Annotated in this window: 17 protein-coding genes and 1 pseudogene; 11 read left to right on the plus strand and 7 right to left on the minus strand. The window is 29.2% G+C overall.

Annotated elements, in window-relative coordinates:
• Nucleotides 1–148: 148 nt before the first annotated feature.
• Complete coding sequence (locus KAR67_RS08350; protein ID WP_002777982.1) at nt 149–1315, minus strand: hypothetical protein; 1167 nt, start codon at nt 1313–1315, stop codon at nt 149–151.
• Between the two features lie 152 nt (nt 1316–1467).
• Between KAR67_RS08350 and rpmI the strand changes: the two genes are divergently transcribed.
• The 4 genes from rpmI to cheQ all read left to right on the plus strand — a co-directional run bounded on the left by rpmI (nt 1468) and on the right by cheQ (nt 3754).
• On the plus strand, nt 1468–1659 hold the full coding sequence (gene rpmI / locus KAR67_RS08355; protein ID WP_002777995.1) for a 50S ribosomal protein L35: 192 nt from the start codon (nt 1468–1470) through the stop codon (nt 1657–1659).
• A gap of 93 nt (nt 1660–1752) precedes the next feature.
• Nucleotides 1753–2106: a 50S ribosomal protein L20 gene (rplT, locus tag KAR67_RS08360; RefSeq protein ID WP_002777997.1), complete on the plus strand. Its 354-nt coding sequence runs from the start codon at nt 1753–1755 to the stop codon at nt 2104–2106.
• A gap of 286 nt (nt 2107–2392) precedes the next feature.
• Nucleotides 2393–3256: an HDOD domain-containing protein gene (locus tag KAR67_RS08365; protein WP_002782711.1), complete on the plus strand. Its 864-nt coding sequence runs from the start codon at nt 2393–2395 to the stop codon at nt 3254–3256.
• 21 nt (nt 3257–3277) lie between these two features.
• Nucleotides 3278–3754: a cheVAW transcriptional regulator CheQ gene (cheQ, locus tag KAR67_RS08370; protein ID WP_002782712.1), complete on the plus strand. Its 477-nt coding sequence runs from the start codon at nt 3278–3280 to the stop codon at nt 3752–3754.
• Here the strand turns inward: cheQ and KAR67_RS08375 are convergent.
• Complete coding sequence (locus KAR67_RS08375; protein WP_002778004.1) at nt 3723–5033, minus strand: MFS transporter; 1311 nt, start codon at nt 5031–5033, stop codon at nt 3723–3725. The two genes, cheQ and KAR67_RS08375, sit on opposite strands and share 32 nt — an antisense overlap.
• Nucleotides 5034–5035: 2 nt before the next feature.
• Complete coding sequence (locus KAR67_RS08380) at nt 5036–5188, minus strand: highly acidic protein (RefSeq protein ID WP_052777520.1); 153 nt, start codon at nt 5186–5188, stop codon at nt 5036–5038.
• Between the two features lie 94 nt (nt 5189–5282).
• On the opposite strand from KAR67_RS08380, the gene moaC reads away from it, so the two are divergent.
• From moaC to KAR67_RS08395, 3 genes are read left to right on the plus strand one after another with little or no spacing between them, the layout of a single operon-like run.
• The gene (gene moaC / locus KAR67_RS08385; RefSeq protein WP_002778006.1) at nt 5283–5756 is read left to right on the plus strand and encodes a cyclic pyranopterin monophosphate synthase MoaC; all 474 of its coding nucleotides are present in this window, start codon (nt 5283–5285) and stop codon (nt 5754–5756) included.
• Nucleotides 5734–5997 (plus strand): DUF493 domain-containing protein, encoded by a 264-nt coding sequence (locus tag KAR67_RS08390; protein ID WP_002778007.1) that lies wholly within the window; start codon nt 5734–5736, stop codon nt 5995–5997. The genes moaC and KAR67_RS08390 overlap by 23 nt, the downstream gene beginning before the upstream one ends.
• 14 nt (nt 5998–6011) lie before the next feature.
• Nucleotides 6012–7148, plus strand: a complete 1137-nt coding sequence (locus KAR67_RS08395) for a hypothetical protein (protein ID WP_002778008.1) — start codon at nt 6012–6014, stop codon at nt 7146–7148.
• Nucleotides 7149–7165: 17 nt separating this feature from the next.
• Here the strand turns inward: KAR67_RS08395 and KAR67_RS08400 are convergent, their stop codons facing one another.
• On the minus strand, nt 7166–7924 hold the full coding sequence (locus KAR67_RS08400; protein WP_002778010.1) for an exodeoxyribonuclease III: 759 nt from the start codon (nt 7922–7924) through the stop codon (nt 7166–7168).
• A 115-nt stretch (nt 7925–8039) separates the two neighbouring features.
• Between KAR67_RS08400 and KAR67_RS08405 the strand changes: the two genes are divergently transcribed.
• The 4 genes from KAR67_RS08405 to pyrC all read left to right on the plus strand — a co-directional run bounded on the left by KAR67_RS08405 (nt 8040) and on the right by pyrC (nt 11282).
• Nucleotides 8040–9587 (plus strand): phosphoethanolamine--lipid A transferase, encoded by a 1548-nt coding sequence (locus tag KAR67_RS08405; RefSeq protein WP_002794714.1) that lies wholly within the window; start codon nt 8040–8042, stop codon nt 9585–9587.
• Entirely contained in the window at nt 9587–9943 is a 357-nt protein-coding gene (locus KAR67_RS08410; protein WP_002778018.1) for a diacylglycerol kinase, read from the plus strand. The genes KAR67_RS08405 and KAR67_RS08410 overlap by 1 nt, the downstream gene beginning before the upstream one ends.
• Nucleotides 9934–10176 (plus strand): replication/maintenance protein RepL, encoded by a 243-nt coding sequence (locus KAR67_RS08415; protein WP_002778019.1) that lies wholly within the window; start codon nt 9934–9936, stop codon nt 10174–10176. The genes KAR67_RS08410 and KAR67_RS08415 overlap by 10 nt, the downstream gene beginning before the upstream one ends.
• Nucleotides 10177–10277: 101 nt before the next feature.
• The gene (gene pyrC / locus KAR67_RS08420; RefSeq protein ID WP_002778020.1) at nt 10278–11282 is read left to right on the plus strand and encodes a dihydroorotase; all 1005 of its coding nucleotides are present in this window, start codon (nt 10278–10280) and stop codon (nt 11280–11282) included.
• A gap of 40 nt (nt 11283–11322) precedes the next feature.
• On the opposite strand, the gene KAR67_RS08425 is transcribed toward pyrC, so the two are convergent.
• From KAR67_RS08425 to KAR67_RS08435, 3 genes and pseudogenes are all read right to left on the minus strand, one after another.
• Nucleotides 11323–11697 carry a TM2 domain-containing protein gene (locus KAR67_RS08425; RefSeq protein WP_002778021.1) on the minus strand — a complete coding sequence of 125 codons (375 nt, stop codon included), beginning with the start codon at nt 11695–11697 and terminating at the stop codon, nt 11323–11325.
• A gap of 152 nt (nt 11698–11849) precedes the next feature.
• Entirely contained in the window at nt 11850–12560 is a 711-nt protein-coding gene (locus KAR67_RS08430; protein WP_002786810.1) for a class I SAM-dependent methyltransferase, read from the minus strand.
• A gap of 119 nt (nt 12561–12679) precedes the next feature.
• Nucleotides 12680–12882, minus strand: a pseudogene (locus KAR67_RS08435) (methyl-accepting chemotaxis protein); the annotation flags it as partial.

Genomic DNA, 12882 nt, shown 5'->3' on the forward strand with positions numbered 1-12882 from the left:
ATATTTTTTATCTTTTTATGAAAATGGATAATAACAGAAAAATATAAATTCTAGTTTAAAAATTATAGCAAAAATATGAATATTAAAGTAAAAAAATACAAAGAATTATGGATTAAAATTTGTATTTTTAAATATTTATAAAATTACTTTAAAGTAATACTGATAAATAAGAATTTAATATCTTATTTAAATTGGCTTGTTTTTGACGACGATCTAAGAAATTTTCTATGGAGCTAGAACGCATATTATTAGCATTATCTAGCTTTTCTAAATCTTTATTTTGGCTTTGATATTCTTCTTTAAGAGAGTTAAATTCGCTATGATTTTCATCAATATAAATTTGGAAGATAGAGCTTGAATTTGCAAATTCTCTTAAATCCATATCTTTTTGATAATTGACATATTGTTGAAAAAAAACTGAAAGCTTATCTTGAGAAGCGGTTTTTTTATCTACTCCATTCACATAAAGATATAAATCAAAGCTCATTTTTTGTTCGTTTTGTTGTTTGATATAGTCTTTTATATCCATTTCCCCTCTAAGGATTTTTTGAAAATTAGTATGAGCATTGAGATCCAAACTCGCAGGTTTCATAAAAAAATTAAGCTCGTTATCATTTTGTGTTTTGATATCATGATAAATAAAATTCATCAAAAGCCCTGATTTTGAAACTTCAGCATTTTTGGTTAGGTAAGGTTTTAAAATTTCATTAGATGAGGTATTGTTTAAAGCTCTATCGAAGTGAAAATTAGTAATTTTGTTATCTAGCATTAAAGTATTTAGGCTTAGAGTTTTGTTTAGCGCGGAGTTTAATTCTTCTTGATTGTTGTAAATTCTTGAAATTTTGCCTAAAAATTCCCCATTTTCAGTAGAAAATCCGGTGGCAAATTTTGAAATCATATCGCGACTTAAATTAGCATTATCATTTTCGCTAAATTCTAAATTGACAGACTTTAGCGAGCTATAATAGCTGTTTAAAAGATAGGGTAGGTCTATTTTGTTATAATTTAAAGTTGCATCTTGTCTTGTTAATTCTTTGGCTATATTTCTAACACTTTTGATGTTGATATTATAAGATTCAGGTATATTAGCGATTTTATTTAAATCTTTTTCAAAAAAACCTTTCTCGTCTATCCTAAAGCTAAATTCACTTGCATAAGAAGTGGTGTTAAAAATATAATTTAAATTTTCTAAATTGTTTTCATTTTCTTCTAAATTTGAACCTTTTTTATCTTTGATTAAATTCAAAGCTTGACTATTTTGTAAAGGATTGGATAGGGCCAAATTTTGATAAGGGTTTGCCGAATTTATAGTCATTTTAAATCTTTCAAAAATATTGCTAGTTTTTTATAAGCAAAAGGTGTGCCAAGTTTTTTAAATACAAAATTCAGTCAAAAATTAGCAAAAATTTGCTAGCATTTAGCTTTTCTTTTTGAAAAAATTTAAAAATTTATCCGAAAGGAAAGCGTATGCCAAAGATGAAAAGCGTAAAAAGCGCAGTTAAACGCTTTAAAGTAGGTAAAAATAAAATCAAAAGAGGCTCTGCTTTTAGAAGCCATATTTTGACTAAAAAACCTGCAAAAAGAATGCGTGATCTTCGCACAGCTAAATATGTGCACAGCACTAATGTAAAAGCTGTAGAAAAAATGCTAGGAATTTAAGTTTTTGACATAAGTCATTCAAACTCTCCTTAAGTTGCTAAAAATTTAAGGGCAAGCTCCAAAATGGACGCCACTTTATGAAAGGAAATAAAAATGGCAAGAGTAAAAACAGGTGTTGTAAGACGCCGCAGACATAAAAAAGTTCTAAAATTAGCACGCGGTTTTTATAGCGGACGCCGCAAACATTTTAGAAAAGCAAAAGAACAATTAGAAAGAAGTCTTGTTTATGCGTATCGTGATAGACGCCGCAAGAAAAGAGATTTTCGCCGTCTTTGGATTGTGCGTATCAATGCTGCTTGCAGATTAAACGATTTAAGTTATTCTAAATTTATCAATGGACTTAAAAAAGCAGGCATTGAGCTTGATAGAAAAATTCTAGCTGATTTAGCAATGAATGATGCTGCTGCTTTTGCAAAAATCGCAGAAGCTGCAAAAAAAGCGCTTTAATTTAATGAGTTAAGATTTAAATCTTAACTCATGATTGTCAATATAAACTGCATTTAAATTTTAAAATACAACTCATTAAAAACTAATTTTATTTAGGATTTATTAATAAAATCATAAAAATTATATGATAATAAAATTAAAATATCACTTATAAGCCATAGAGTTTTGTAATACAATAAGGCCATTTTAGAAACTTTCTTGCATATATATTAAAAATCATCGTATAAGTAAATTAAAATTTAGTTATAATAATAGATTAATAAAAATTATAGCCCAAGGAAAATATATGGCAACTGATATGAATGAAATTTTACTTCGAAGTGTTGAAGTTTTACCTCCTTTGCCTGATACTATAAATAAACTAAGAAAATATATCAACGAATCGGGTTCTAATGTAAAAATTGATGAAATTGCTAATATTATTTCAAGTGATCCTTTAATGACTGCTAAGCTTTTACGCTTGGCTAATTCTCCCTTTTATGGTTTTTCAAGAGAAATCACCTCTTTGGCTCAAGTTGTCTCTCTTTTGGGTATAGGTAATATCGTTAATACTATCATGGCAGATTCAATTAGAGATAGTTTTAAAATCGATGTATCACCTTATGGATTAAGCACGACAGAATTTGTAAATAAATGCAGCGAGGAAACTTCTTTTATCATGGATTGGTTGGGCAATGAGGATAAAAAGCTATCGCATTTACTAGTGCCTTGTTCTATGCTTTTAAGACTTGGTATTGTAGTTTTTTCTAATTTTCTTATTCAAAATAAAAAAGATGCCGAGTTCTTAGCTAGATTGGAAAAAAATAATTTTAGTGATTTATCTATGGTAGAGAATGAATTTTTAGGTGTTGATCATATTTCATTCTTAGGATTTTTGCTTTATCGTTGGAAATTTGATGATATGCTAGTTGAAACTATTTGTTTTGCTCGCTCTCCGCACGCAGCTAGAAATGAGGTTAAAAAATCAGCTTACGCTCTTTCAGTTGTTGATCATCTTTTTACACCTCATAATAATTTTTCTTCTTTTAATATCAAGGCTTCTATCGCTTTGATTAATGAGGCTCGAAGTCAAGGGATTGATTTTAATCTTGATAATTTTATTTCAAAACTTCCAAAAGAAGCTAAAGAAAACCTAATAAAAGAAGGTTAAATTGTTTATTTTATTAAATTAATGAAAAGTATCATTTTACCTCCTAATGAATTTTTAGATCATTATGTTTTAAACGCGGAATTTCATCGTTTAGCTGGAATTTCAAAAAATGCTTATAAATTTTGGAAAAAAGTAGAAATTGGTAGATATCAAGGGACTCGTATTATTTTTTTACACAAGAATTCCATTTTAGAAAAACATCGAGAAGTTTTAAAACAATGTAGCGATTTAAGTGGTTTTGTGCTAGCAAGTGCTTTTTGTTCTTTTACGGGATTAGCTCCATCGCATCTTGTAAAAAAAAATAATTCTTCAATCTATAAACTTTTAGATTTAAAAGAAATTCATGGTATTAAATTTGTAAATTTAAAAAAATTTTATGATTTTTTAGGGCTAAATTATTATCAGCATATTTACATAGAAAAATGCCATTTTTTTAGCCCCACGCCTTTTGAAAAGCGTATAAAAATCACTGAGAGTATGTGCGTTGGGTATTATTAAGATATCTAAAAATAAAAGCTGATAATAAAGCCAATAAAACGATTAAAAACATATAATAACCCAAAGAAAAACGCCACGCATTATCTAAATTTGCAAATGCAAATTTATGCAATAAAAGTGTAAGTTGAGGGGTTATACCTCCTGCAATGGCATAGGCGATATTATAAGAAAAAGAAAGTCCTGAAAATTTAATCTTTGCTTCAAAAGCTTCATTCATTATTAAAGGACAAAAATTCATCACTCCACCAAAAAGACAAGCTAGCAAGTAAAAAATACTGACTAGAGTTATATCGGCATTTGTATTGTAAAGAAAGTGAAAATAAAACGCACAAGCTAAGCCAAAAAACAAGGAAAAAATAATACTAGATTTAAAAATACCTATTTTATCAGCTAAAATTCCACTTATAATACAACCCAAAGAAATAAAGAAAATTCCACCCATTTGTAAATAAGTTTGGAAATTGGTATCAAATTGTAAAATTTCTGCCATATATTTTGGGATAAATAAAATCATTACAATAATACAACCTGTTAAAACCCAAGTGATTAGCATAGAGATAAGAACACCTGCTTTTGCTCTTTTAAATACTTCTTTAAGCGGAAATTTTTCTAAAACATTTTCTTTTCTCATTTGCTCAAAAACAGGAGTTTCACTTAAAAATTTTCTAAGATATATTGAAATAAGTCCAAAAATTCCACCTAAAAAGAAAGGAACTCTCCAAGCCCATTCGTATAATTCTTCTTGAGTGTAAATTTTGTGCATCAATAAAAATACTATACTTCCAAGTAAAATTCCACCCACCACAGAAGCTGTTAAAAAGCCTATATAAGTTCTTCTTTGTCCTTGCGGTGAATGCTCATATACAAAAATCCAAGCACCGGGTAATTCTCCTCCTATGGAAATACCTTGAGCTATTCTTATAAGCATTAAAAATACTACACAAAGATAACCAATACTTTCATAAGAAGGGATAAAGGCCAGTGCAAAAGTTGGTATTACCATAAGCAAAATACTTAGCATAAACATTTTTTTGCGCCCAAATTTATCGCCAAAATGTGCCATCACTATACCGCCTAGCGGTCTTACTACATAAGCTGCTGCAAATATGCCATAGGTATTAAAAAGTTGCCAAAAAGGGCTTAAATTTTCAGGGAAGAAGTTTTTTGAAATATAACTTGAAAAGAATGCAAAGATAATAAAATCATAAAATTCCAAGGTTCCACCTAAAGATGAAAGTCCTAGCGTTTTTATATCTTTTTTACTAAGAATTTTTCTCATTTTTAATCCATTTCATAAAAATCATCATCATTTGCTTCATCATCAAAGTCATAATCATCATCATCATAATTATAGGATTTGTGATGATTGTGAGCATACTCATCCTCTTCACCTTCATAATCATCAAATTCTAAATCTTCATTATCATAAGCCATTATTTACTCCTTGATAAACAAAATAAAATCTAATTTTAGCTTAAATTTGATTGCTTTTGCTATAATTTTTTATATTTTTTAAAAAAGGTTGATTATGGAATTGACTCATTTAGATGAAAACAACCGCCCTAAAATGGTAGATGTAAGCCAAAAAGATATAAGTAAAAGAGTGGCTACAGCAAGCGGTATGATCAGCATGAGCGAAGAAGCTTTTAAGGCTATAAAAAACAATACTTCTAAAAAAGGCCCCGTACTTCAAACTGCTGTTATAGCAGCTATCATGGGTGCTAAAAAAACAAGTGAAATTATCCCTATGTGTCATCCTTTGATGATTTCTAAGGTTGAGACAGATATAGTTGAATTTCCTAAAGATTATACTTTTAAACTTATAGTAACGGTAAAATGCGAGGGTAAAACAGGGGTAGAAATGGAAGCTTTAAGCGGCGTTAGCATAGGACTTTTAACTATCTATGATATGATTAAAGCCATCGATAAAACAATGAAAATAAGTGAAATTGTACTTGAAAGCAAAGAAGGGGGTAAAAGTGGTAAATTTGTGCGATCTTAAACAAGAGCCTATTGTTAATTATCCTACTTTTTGGGATTATAAGGTGATTTTTGAAGCGCATGTTCATGCAGGAGCTTTGTTTGAAGAGCTTTTGGGACAAAGAGATTTTAAATACAAACATTCTAATGCAAGTTCTAGTGGAAAATATCAAAGTTTTTTACTCAGTGTTTATGTAGATAGCAAAAAGGATCGTTTGGATATTTTTGAAAAATTAAAAGCTAAAGCCAAATTTGTGCTTTAAGAAAGAGGGATTAAATGAAAAATACTTTGATTATATTTGAGAATTCTTTATCCAATCTCAAAAAAGATGAAGTGAAAGACTTGCTTGAGGATTTAAGTTTTAATCTTGCGTATAAGCAAATTTCACAAGATCCACACAGCACTAAAAAGATTTTAAATTCACTTTTGGTTGAGTTTTTAACCATTTTGAAAAAACTTGATTTATTTGATGATGAAAATGTTGCAAAAGTTATCAAAGCTTTGGTAAAAGCTAGTGTAGGAGATGCTCAAAATGTCCTTTATGAATACATCAGCGAGGCAGAATTATTAAACAAACAAATCGAAAATCAAAAGAATTTAATTAAAAATCAAATCAGTGATAATTTCCTTGAATTTGAAAATATCTTACAAGAATGTTCTTTTTGCGATGAATTTAGCAGCGGATTAAATGATGCGATTTTATTTGATATAGAAATGCTTGGAATTTTAAAAGAAACTGCTGAAAGTGCTTTTTTAACTACTCTTGAAAAAGCTGAAGATATAGAACTTACTAGCAGTGAAATTGCCAAAAGTCTTGTTTACAATGCTATTTGCGAGGCACATTTTGAAAAAGAGCGTATTTTAAAAATTTCAAGTATTATTTTAAATACAGCTTTTGAGATAGCAAATGAATCTATAGCTTATGCTAAAGATCTTTGTCTTGGTGCGATTAAAGGGACTAGAGATGGAATTTCTTTAGCTATGGAAAAATTTAAAACTACACTTGCTTACGCAAAATTCGAAGAAGATGTGAGTTTAAAAAGTAAAGAGTTAATAGGCATAGAAGATGATTTTATCGCACTTTTAAAAAGAGAAATTAAAGAACAAAAAAATCCATCAAAGGATATAGTTGAAAATTTATTAGAGCATGAGCTTGATAATCTTTTTGCTAAATTCAAACGCCTTGCTGTTGAGAGTAGGGAGCAATTGCTTTTGGTTTTAAATGATATCAAGAAAAACCCAAAAATCAATGATTTTAATAGACTAACTCAAAGAAAACTGCATCGCTTTAAGCAAGAAATTCTTGAGCTTGAGAAAGTAGCAGGGGAAAAATACAAAGAATTAAATTCAAAAAAAGCTAAAAAGTTAGGCGTAAGACTTTGGGAAAGGGCAAAAAAACTCATTAAAAAATAATATCCCATTTTGGGATATTAAATATCTATTTCTATGCCTACAGGTGCGTGATCTGAACCAAAAATATCATCTCTTATGAAAGCATTTTTCAGCTTGTCTTTTAAACCTGTTGAAATGAAAAAATAATCGATTCTCCAGCCCACATTTCTTTCTCTTGCCTTCATTCTATAACTCCACCACGAGTATTTTTCTTTGATATCGCCATTGATCTCTCTAAAAGTATCAATAAAACCAAGTTTTAGCAAATCATCAATCCAAGCTCTTTCTATCGGTAAAAATCCCGAGGTATTGGCATTTGCCTTTGGATGGGTAAGATCGATTTCTTTGTGTGCGGTATTGACATCACCACAAATGATAATTTCAAAGCCATCCTTTAAAAGTTTTTCTAAATACACCAAAAATTTCGCATAAAATTTCATCTTAAAGCTTAAACGCTCTTCATCTTTTTGTCCATTTGGAAAATAGATATTAAAAAGTGCTATGTTTTTAAAACGATGTTCTAAAACTCTGCCTTCTTCATCATCAAAAAATTCACATTTTTTAACTTCACTATCAAAATTGCAAAGGCTCATAACACCCGAGTATCCAGCCCTTTTGGCAGAATTAGAATACATATGCTTAAAAGGGTATTCATAAATTTTTTTAGGAAATTTATCTTCATGTGCTTTAATTTCTTGAAAACCTATAAAATCAATATTTTCTTTTATTATCCAATCAAGCGCATTTTTATCACAAATAGCTCTTAAGCCATTGACATTCCATGAAAGTAGTTTCATCAGTTAATCCTTAAATTTTTGAAATAAAAATAATATCATAATTAATAAAAAATATTACTAATGGTTAGTTTTTTCTTTCTAAACTTTGCTTTTTAGTTATTTTTAAGGGGAGAATATGTTTAAATTTAAACTTTCTTGGTTTGGATTTGTACTTTTTAATTCCATACTCATTACACTTTTAAATTTTAATTTACATTCATTTGTTTATGAAAAATTATCCCAAAATTTACTGCTTACTTTAGTTTTTATCGTAGCTTATTTTGGTTTGGTTCATATGATTTTTTCACTTATTTTTGTAAAATATTTAACTAAAATATTGTCTATATTTTTTATTTTATCATCCTGTACCAGTCTTTATTTTATCACTTTTTATGGAGTTTTAATTGATTCAGATATGATACAAAATGTTATGCAAACTGACATAAAAGAAGTGAAAGATTTGCTAAGTTGGCGTTTGGTTTTATTGGCTATTGTCGTCTTGCTTTTTTGTGTTTTTATTTTAAGAATTCGTATTGAAAATAATACAGAGCAAGGTTTCTTTAAAAAGATACGGGTTAGAGTTTTAAGTGCTTTGTTGGGTTGTTCTATCTTTTTAATCGCCTTTGTGCCTTTAAGTAAAACCTTTATACCTTTTTTTAGAACTTACAATGAAATAAGAATGTATAATGTTCCTTTTTATCCAATTTATGCCGTATATCGCTATTGTGTTCGTTTTGTAAAAGTTAAGCCAGAATTTAAAACTATAGCTAATGATGCTTATAGAGAAAACAATCACACTAAAAAACTTTTAGTTTTGGTAGTGGGTGAAACCGCTAGAGCGGCAAATTACTCTTTGGGTGGATATGCTAAAAATGATACCAATTTTTATACCAAAAAAGATAATGTAGTATTTTTTGATAATTTTTCTTCATGCGGCACTGCTACAGCGGTGAGTCTGCCTTGTATGTTTTCTCTTTCAAAGCGTCAAAACTATTCAAGTAGTGAATATCAAGAAAATGTTATGGATATCTTGCAAAAAACAGGCGTAAAAGCTTCTTGGATAGATAATAATTCAGGTGAGTGTAAAGGGGTTTGCGATAGATTATCAGATAAACAGCAACTTTCTAGTGATTGGGATGAAAATTTGTTACCTTTTTTAAAAGAAAGATTAGATAGCTTAGATACTCAAAATATCATAGTTCTTCATTTACAAGGCTCTCATGGACCAGCTTATTATAAGCGTTATCCAAGCGAATTTAAAAAATTTATCCCAACTTGTGATACTAATGAACTTTCAAAATGTGATAGTGAAGCTTTAATCAATACTTATGATAATACTTTGCTTTATACGGATTATCTTTTAAGTGAGATTATCAAACTTTTAAAAGAAAAAAAAGATTATGAGAGTTCTTTAATATACCTTTCAGATCATGGAGAAAGTTTGGGTGAAAATGGAATTTATTTACACGGAATGCCTTATGCTATAGCGCCAAGCTATCAAACTCATATCCCTGTCATTTTTTGGAGCAATGATAAAAAACTCATGATGACAGCTCAAAATCATAAAGGCTTAAAACTTTCTCAAGATAATCTTTTCAGCACACTTTTGGGTTATTTTGATGTTAAAACCATGGTTTATGAGTCAGATTATGATTTATTAAATCAAACCTTAAAGGCCAATTAATGAAACCAAAATATCATCTTTTAAACAATGCACGATATGCTCTAGAAGGAATTCTAGCCCTGCTTAAAAATGAAATGGCTTTTCGGCTAGAGCTTTGTGTGATTATCCCCGCTATCGTTTTTAGCTTTTTTTTAGATGTAAGCTTTTTGGAGCATTTGTTTTTAATCACTGTTTTAATTCTCATCTTAATCACTGAAGCTTTAAATTCAGCTATTGAAGCTTGTGTGGATTTGATTACAAATGAATGGCATGAAAAAGCTAAAGTTGCTAAAGATTGTGCAAGTGCGGCAGTATTTTTTAGTGTGTGTTTAGCACTTTTTATTTGGGGATTTATCTTAGGAAAATTATGGCTGTAAAAATTGAAAATTTAATGAGAGAAATTTTAGGTAAAAAACGCTTTGAGCTGCTTCAATTTTTATGTGAAAATGCGGATGAAAATGGTTTTGTGATGATAAAAATAAGCGAGCTTGAAGCAAGATTAAACCAAAGCAAACCTACCATCATCGCCACTTTTAAATTTTTAGAAGAAAAAAAGCTTTTTAAAAAGTTGAAAAATGGATTTTATCAACTTTGCATCCCTTGTGATTAGAAAATAAATTTTTATTTTAAGTATTCTTTATCTTAGAACCACTTTTTATTATTATTTTTAGCTTTATAGGATAAAATTTGCTGATTGATTTAGGAGAAAAAATGACACTTAAAAACCCACTAGATATGCATTTGCATTTAAGAGATAAAAACATGCTAAGCTTGGTTGCACCTTTTAGTGCTAAAGATTTTCGTGCGGGTGTGATTATGCCAAATTTAGTTCCACCGCTTTGTGATTTAGAGAGTTTAAAATCTTATAAAACGCGTATAATAAATGCTTGTGAAAATGAGAATTTCACTCCTTTAATGACTCTTTTTTTTAAAAATTATGATGAAAAATTTCTTAAAAGTGCTAAGGATGAAATTTTTGGTATCAAGCTTTATCCTGCGGGCATCACCACAAATTCAAAAGGTGGGGTTTCAAGTTTTGATATAGAGAATTTAAAACCCACTTTAGAAGCGATGAGTGATTTGCAAATTCCACTTTTGGTACATGGAGAAACCAATGATTTTGTGATGGATAGGGAAAGCAATTTTGCTAAAATCTATGAAAATTTAGCTAAAAATTTTCCGCGTCTTAAGATTGTTATGGAGCATATTACGACTCAAACCTTATGTGAACTTTTGAAAGATTATGAAAATTTATATGCAACCATTACTTTACATCATTTAATCATCACTTTAGATGATGTTATCGGTGGAAAAATGCAGCCCCATCTTTTTTGCAAGCCTATAGCAAAGCATTATAAAGATAAAGAAGCGCTTTGTGAGCTTGCTTTTGGTGGATATGAAAAAGTGATGTTTGGAAGCGATAGTGCACCACATCCTAAGCATGAAAAAGAATGTTGCGGTTGTGCAGCGGGTGTATTTAGTGCGAGTGTAGCACTTTGTGTTTTGGCTGATCTTTTTAGTAAAAATTCAAATGAAGTTAATTTGCAAAAGTTTATTTCGGATAATGCTTGTAAAGTGCATAATTTAACCTTTGAAAAAGAAAAAATCATTGTTTTAGAAAATCAAGAATGGCAAGTTCCAAACGAATATAAAAACGAGAATGAAAAAGTAGTTCCTTTTATGGCGGGGGAAAGTTTAAAATTTAGAGTAAAATAAAAACTAGTTTTAAAACTAGTTTTTATCTAAGTTGCTATTTTTATAATACAGCTAAGATTTTATTAAGATTGTCTTTTTTGATGCCTTTCCATACTAAAAACCAATCCACAATGCACCATATCCATAAAACGAATAAAATTAAACCACCGATATAAATCCAAATGGTAACAACACCTGCTAACCAAGTTATAAGTTTAGCAATACCCAAACCTATATCACCCTTATAAAAACGATCAATTCCAAAGGCACCTAAAAACAGACCTAAGATCAAACCTATAATATGACTTTTAAAAGGTAAGATAGCAAGAGAGTTGATTTTATCTTCACTTGCATTTTTAAGCTTATCTTGCACAAGGGGCAAGCTATTGGATGGAATTTTGTCTGAAATCATCATCAATACAGTATTTATATCCATAAAATCTCCTATAATAATATTAGAACAAAATAATAACTAAAATAATCTAAAATTAATTTTAAGTTTAATTTTATAAAATGAGCATTTTGATAAAAATATTTCAGTATTACAAGATTATATATCTACCTTAAGATAGAATTTTATCTCAAGGATTAAAAAACCAAAAGTTTGATTTTTGATTGTATGGTTTCTTTGATATCGCCTTTCACAAAAGTTTCTAAATCTTGCTTAGAAGCTTTAACTCCATTCATATTTAAATGCCACAAGGTATTTTCTATGGCTTCATCTTTTTTTCTTTCTACTATGCGTGTTTCATCAAAGATAAATTTATGAAATTTCACATTATTTTCTAACAAATAACTTTCCAAATCTTGTTTATAAATACCCTTAAATTCTGTATTAAAATGTTTAAATATAGGATCTAAAAAATCACTCTTTCTATAATCGGCCCAGCCAAGATAAATTCGAATTTTAGCCAATCGCATAAAGTTTAAATAGTCTTTTTTGTCTTGCAAAGCAGGGGACATACTTAAAAATGCTATGTCAAATTGAGCGTTTTGATTTTTATTTATCCATTCTGTAAAAGTGCAATTTTCGTATTTGATATTTGTTAGTTGGAGCTTGTTAGCATCTTCTTTTAAAATTTCTAACATAGCTTTTGCATTATCAAGAGCAGTGGTTTCTTTTGCATTTTGTGCTAAGTACAAAGTCCATACTCCTGTGCCACAACCTATATCTATAATCTTTTTATCTTTAAAGCTTATATTTAGTTTTTCTAATTCTTTAAAACTTTGCTCTTGTATGGAATTGAGTTTTTGATTGTATCTTGCGTAGCTCTTAGCTTTTTTATCCCAAAGATTCATTGATAGTCCTTATTTTTAAATCAATAAAATCATAGCATAAAAAAATACTAAATTATTAAATTATCTATTTGTAAATTCTACTAACACCTAGTTCAAACTAGGTGTTAGTGAACAATCAATCAAAACCTTTTCTTTTTCACATCTTCAAGTATGTTATTAGCTATATCACTTACTGTGCTAGAAATAATAGCTGATTCATTAGCAATCTCTACATTATCCTTAGTGGTTTGATCAATTTGAGCTACACTCTCATTGATTTGAGTAATACCTGCAGTTTGCTCTTTAATAGATTCTGCCATATCATTGATAGATTGAACCAATA

The organism is Campylobacter sp. JH32 (genome assembly GCF_017846535.1).
Taxonomy (GTDB): Bacteria; Campylobacterota; Campylobacteria; order Campylobacterales; family Campylobacteraceae; genus Campylobacter_D; species Campylobacter_D coli.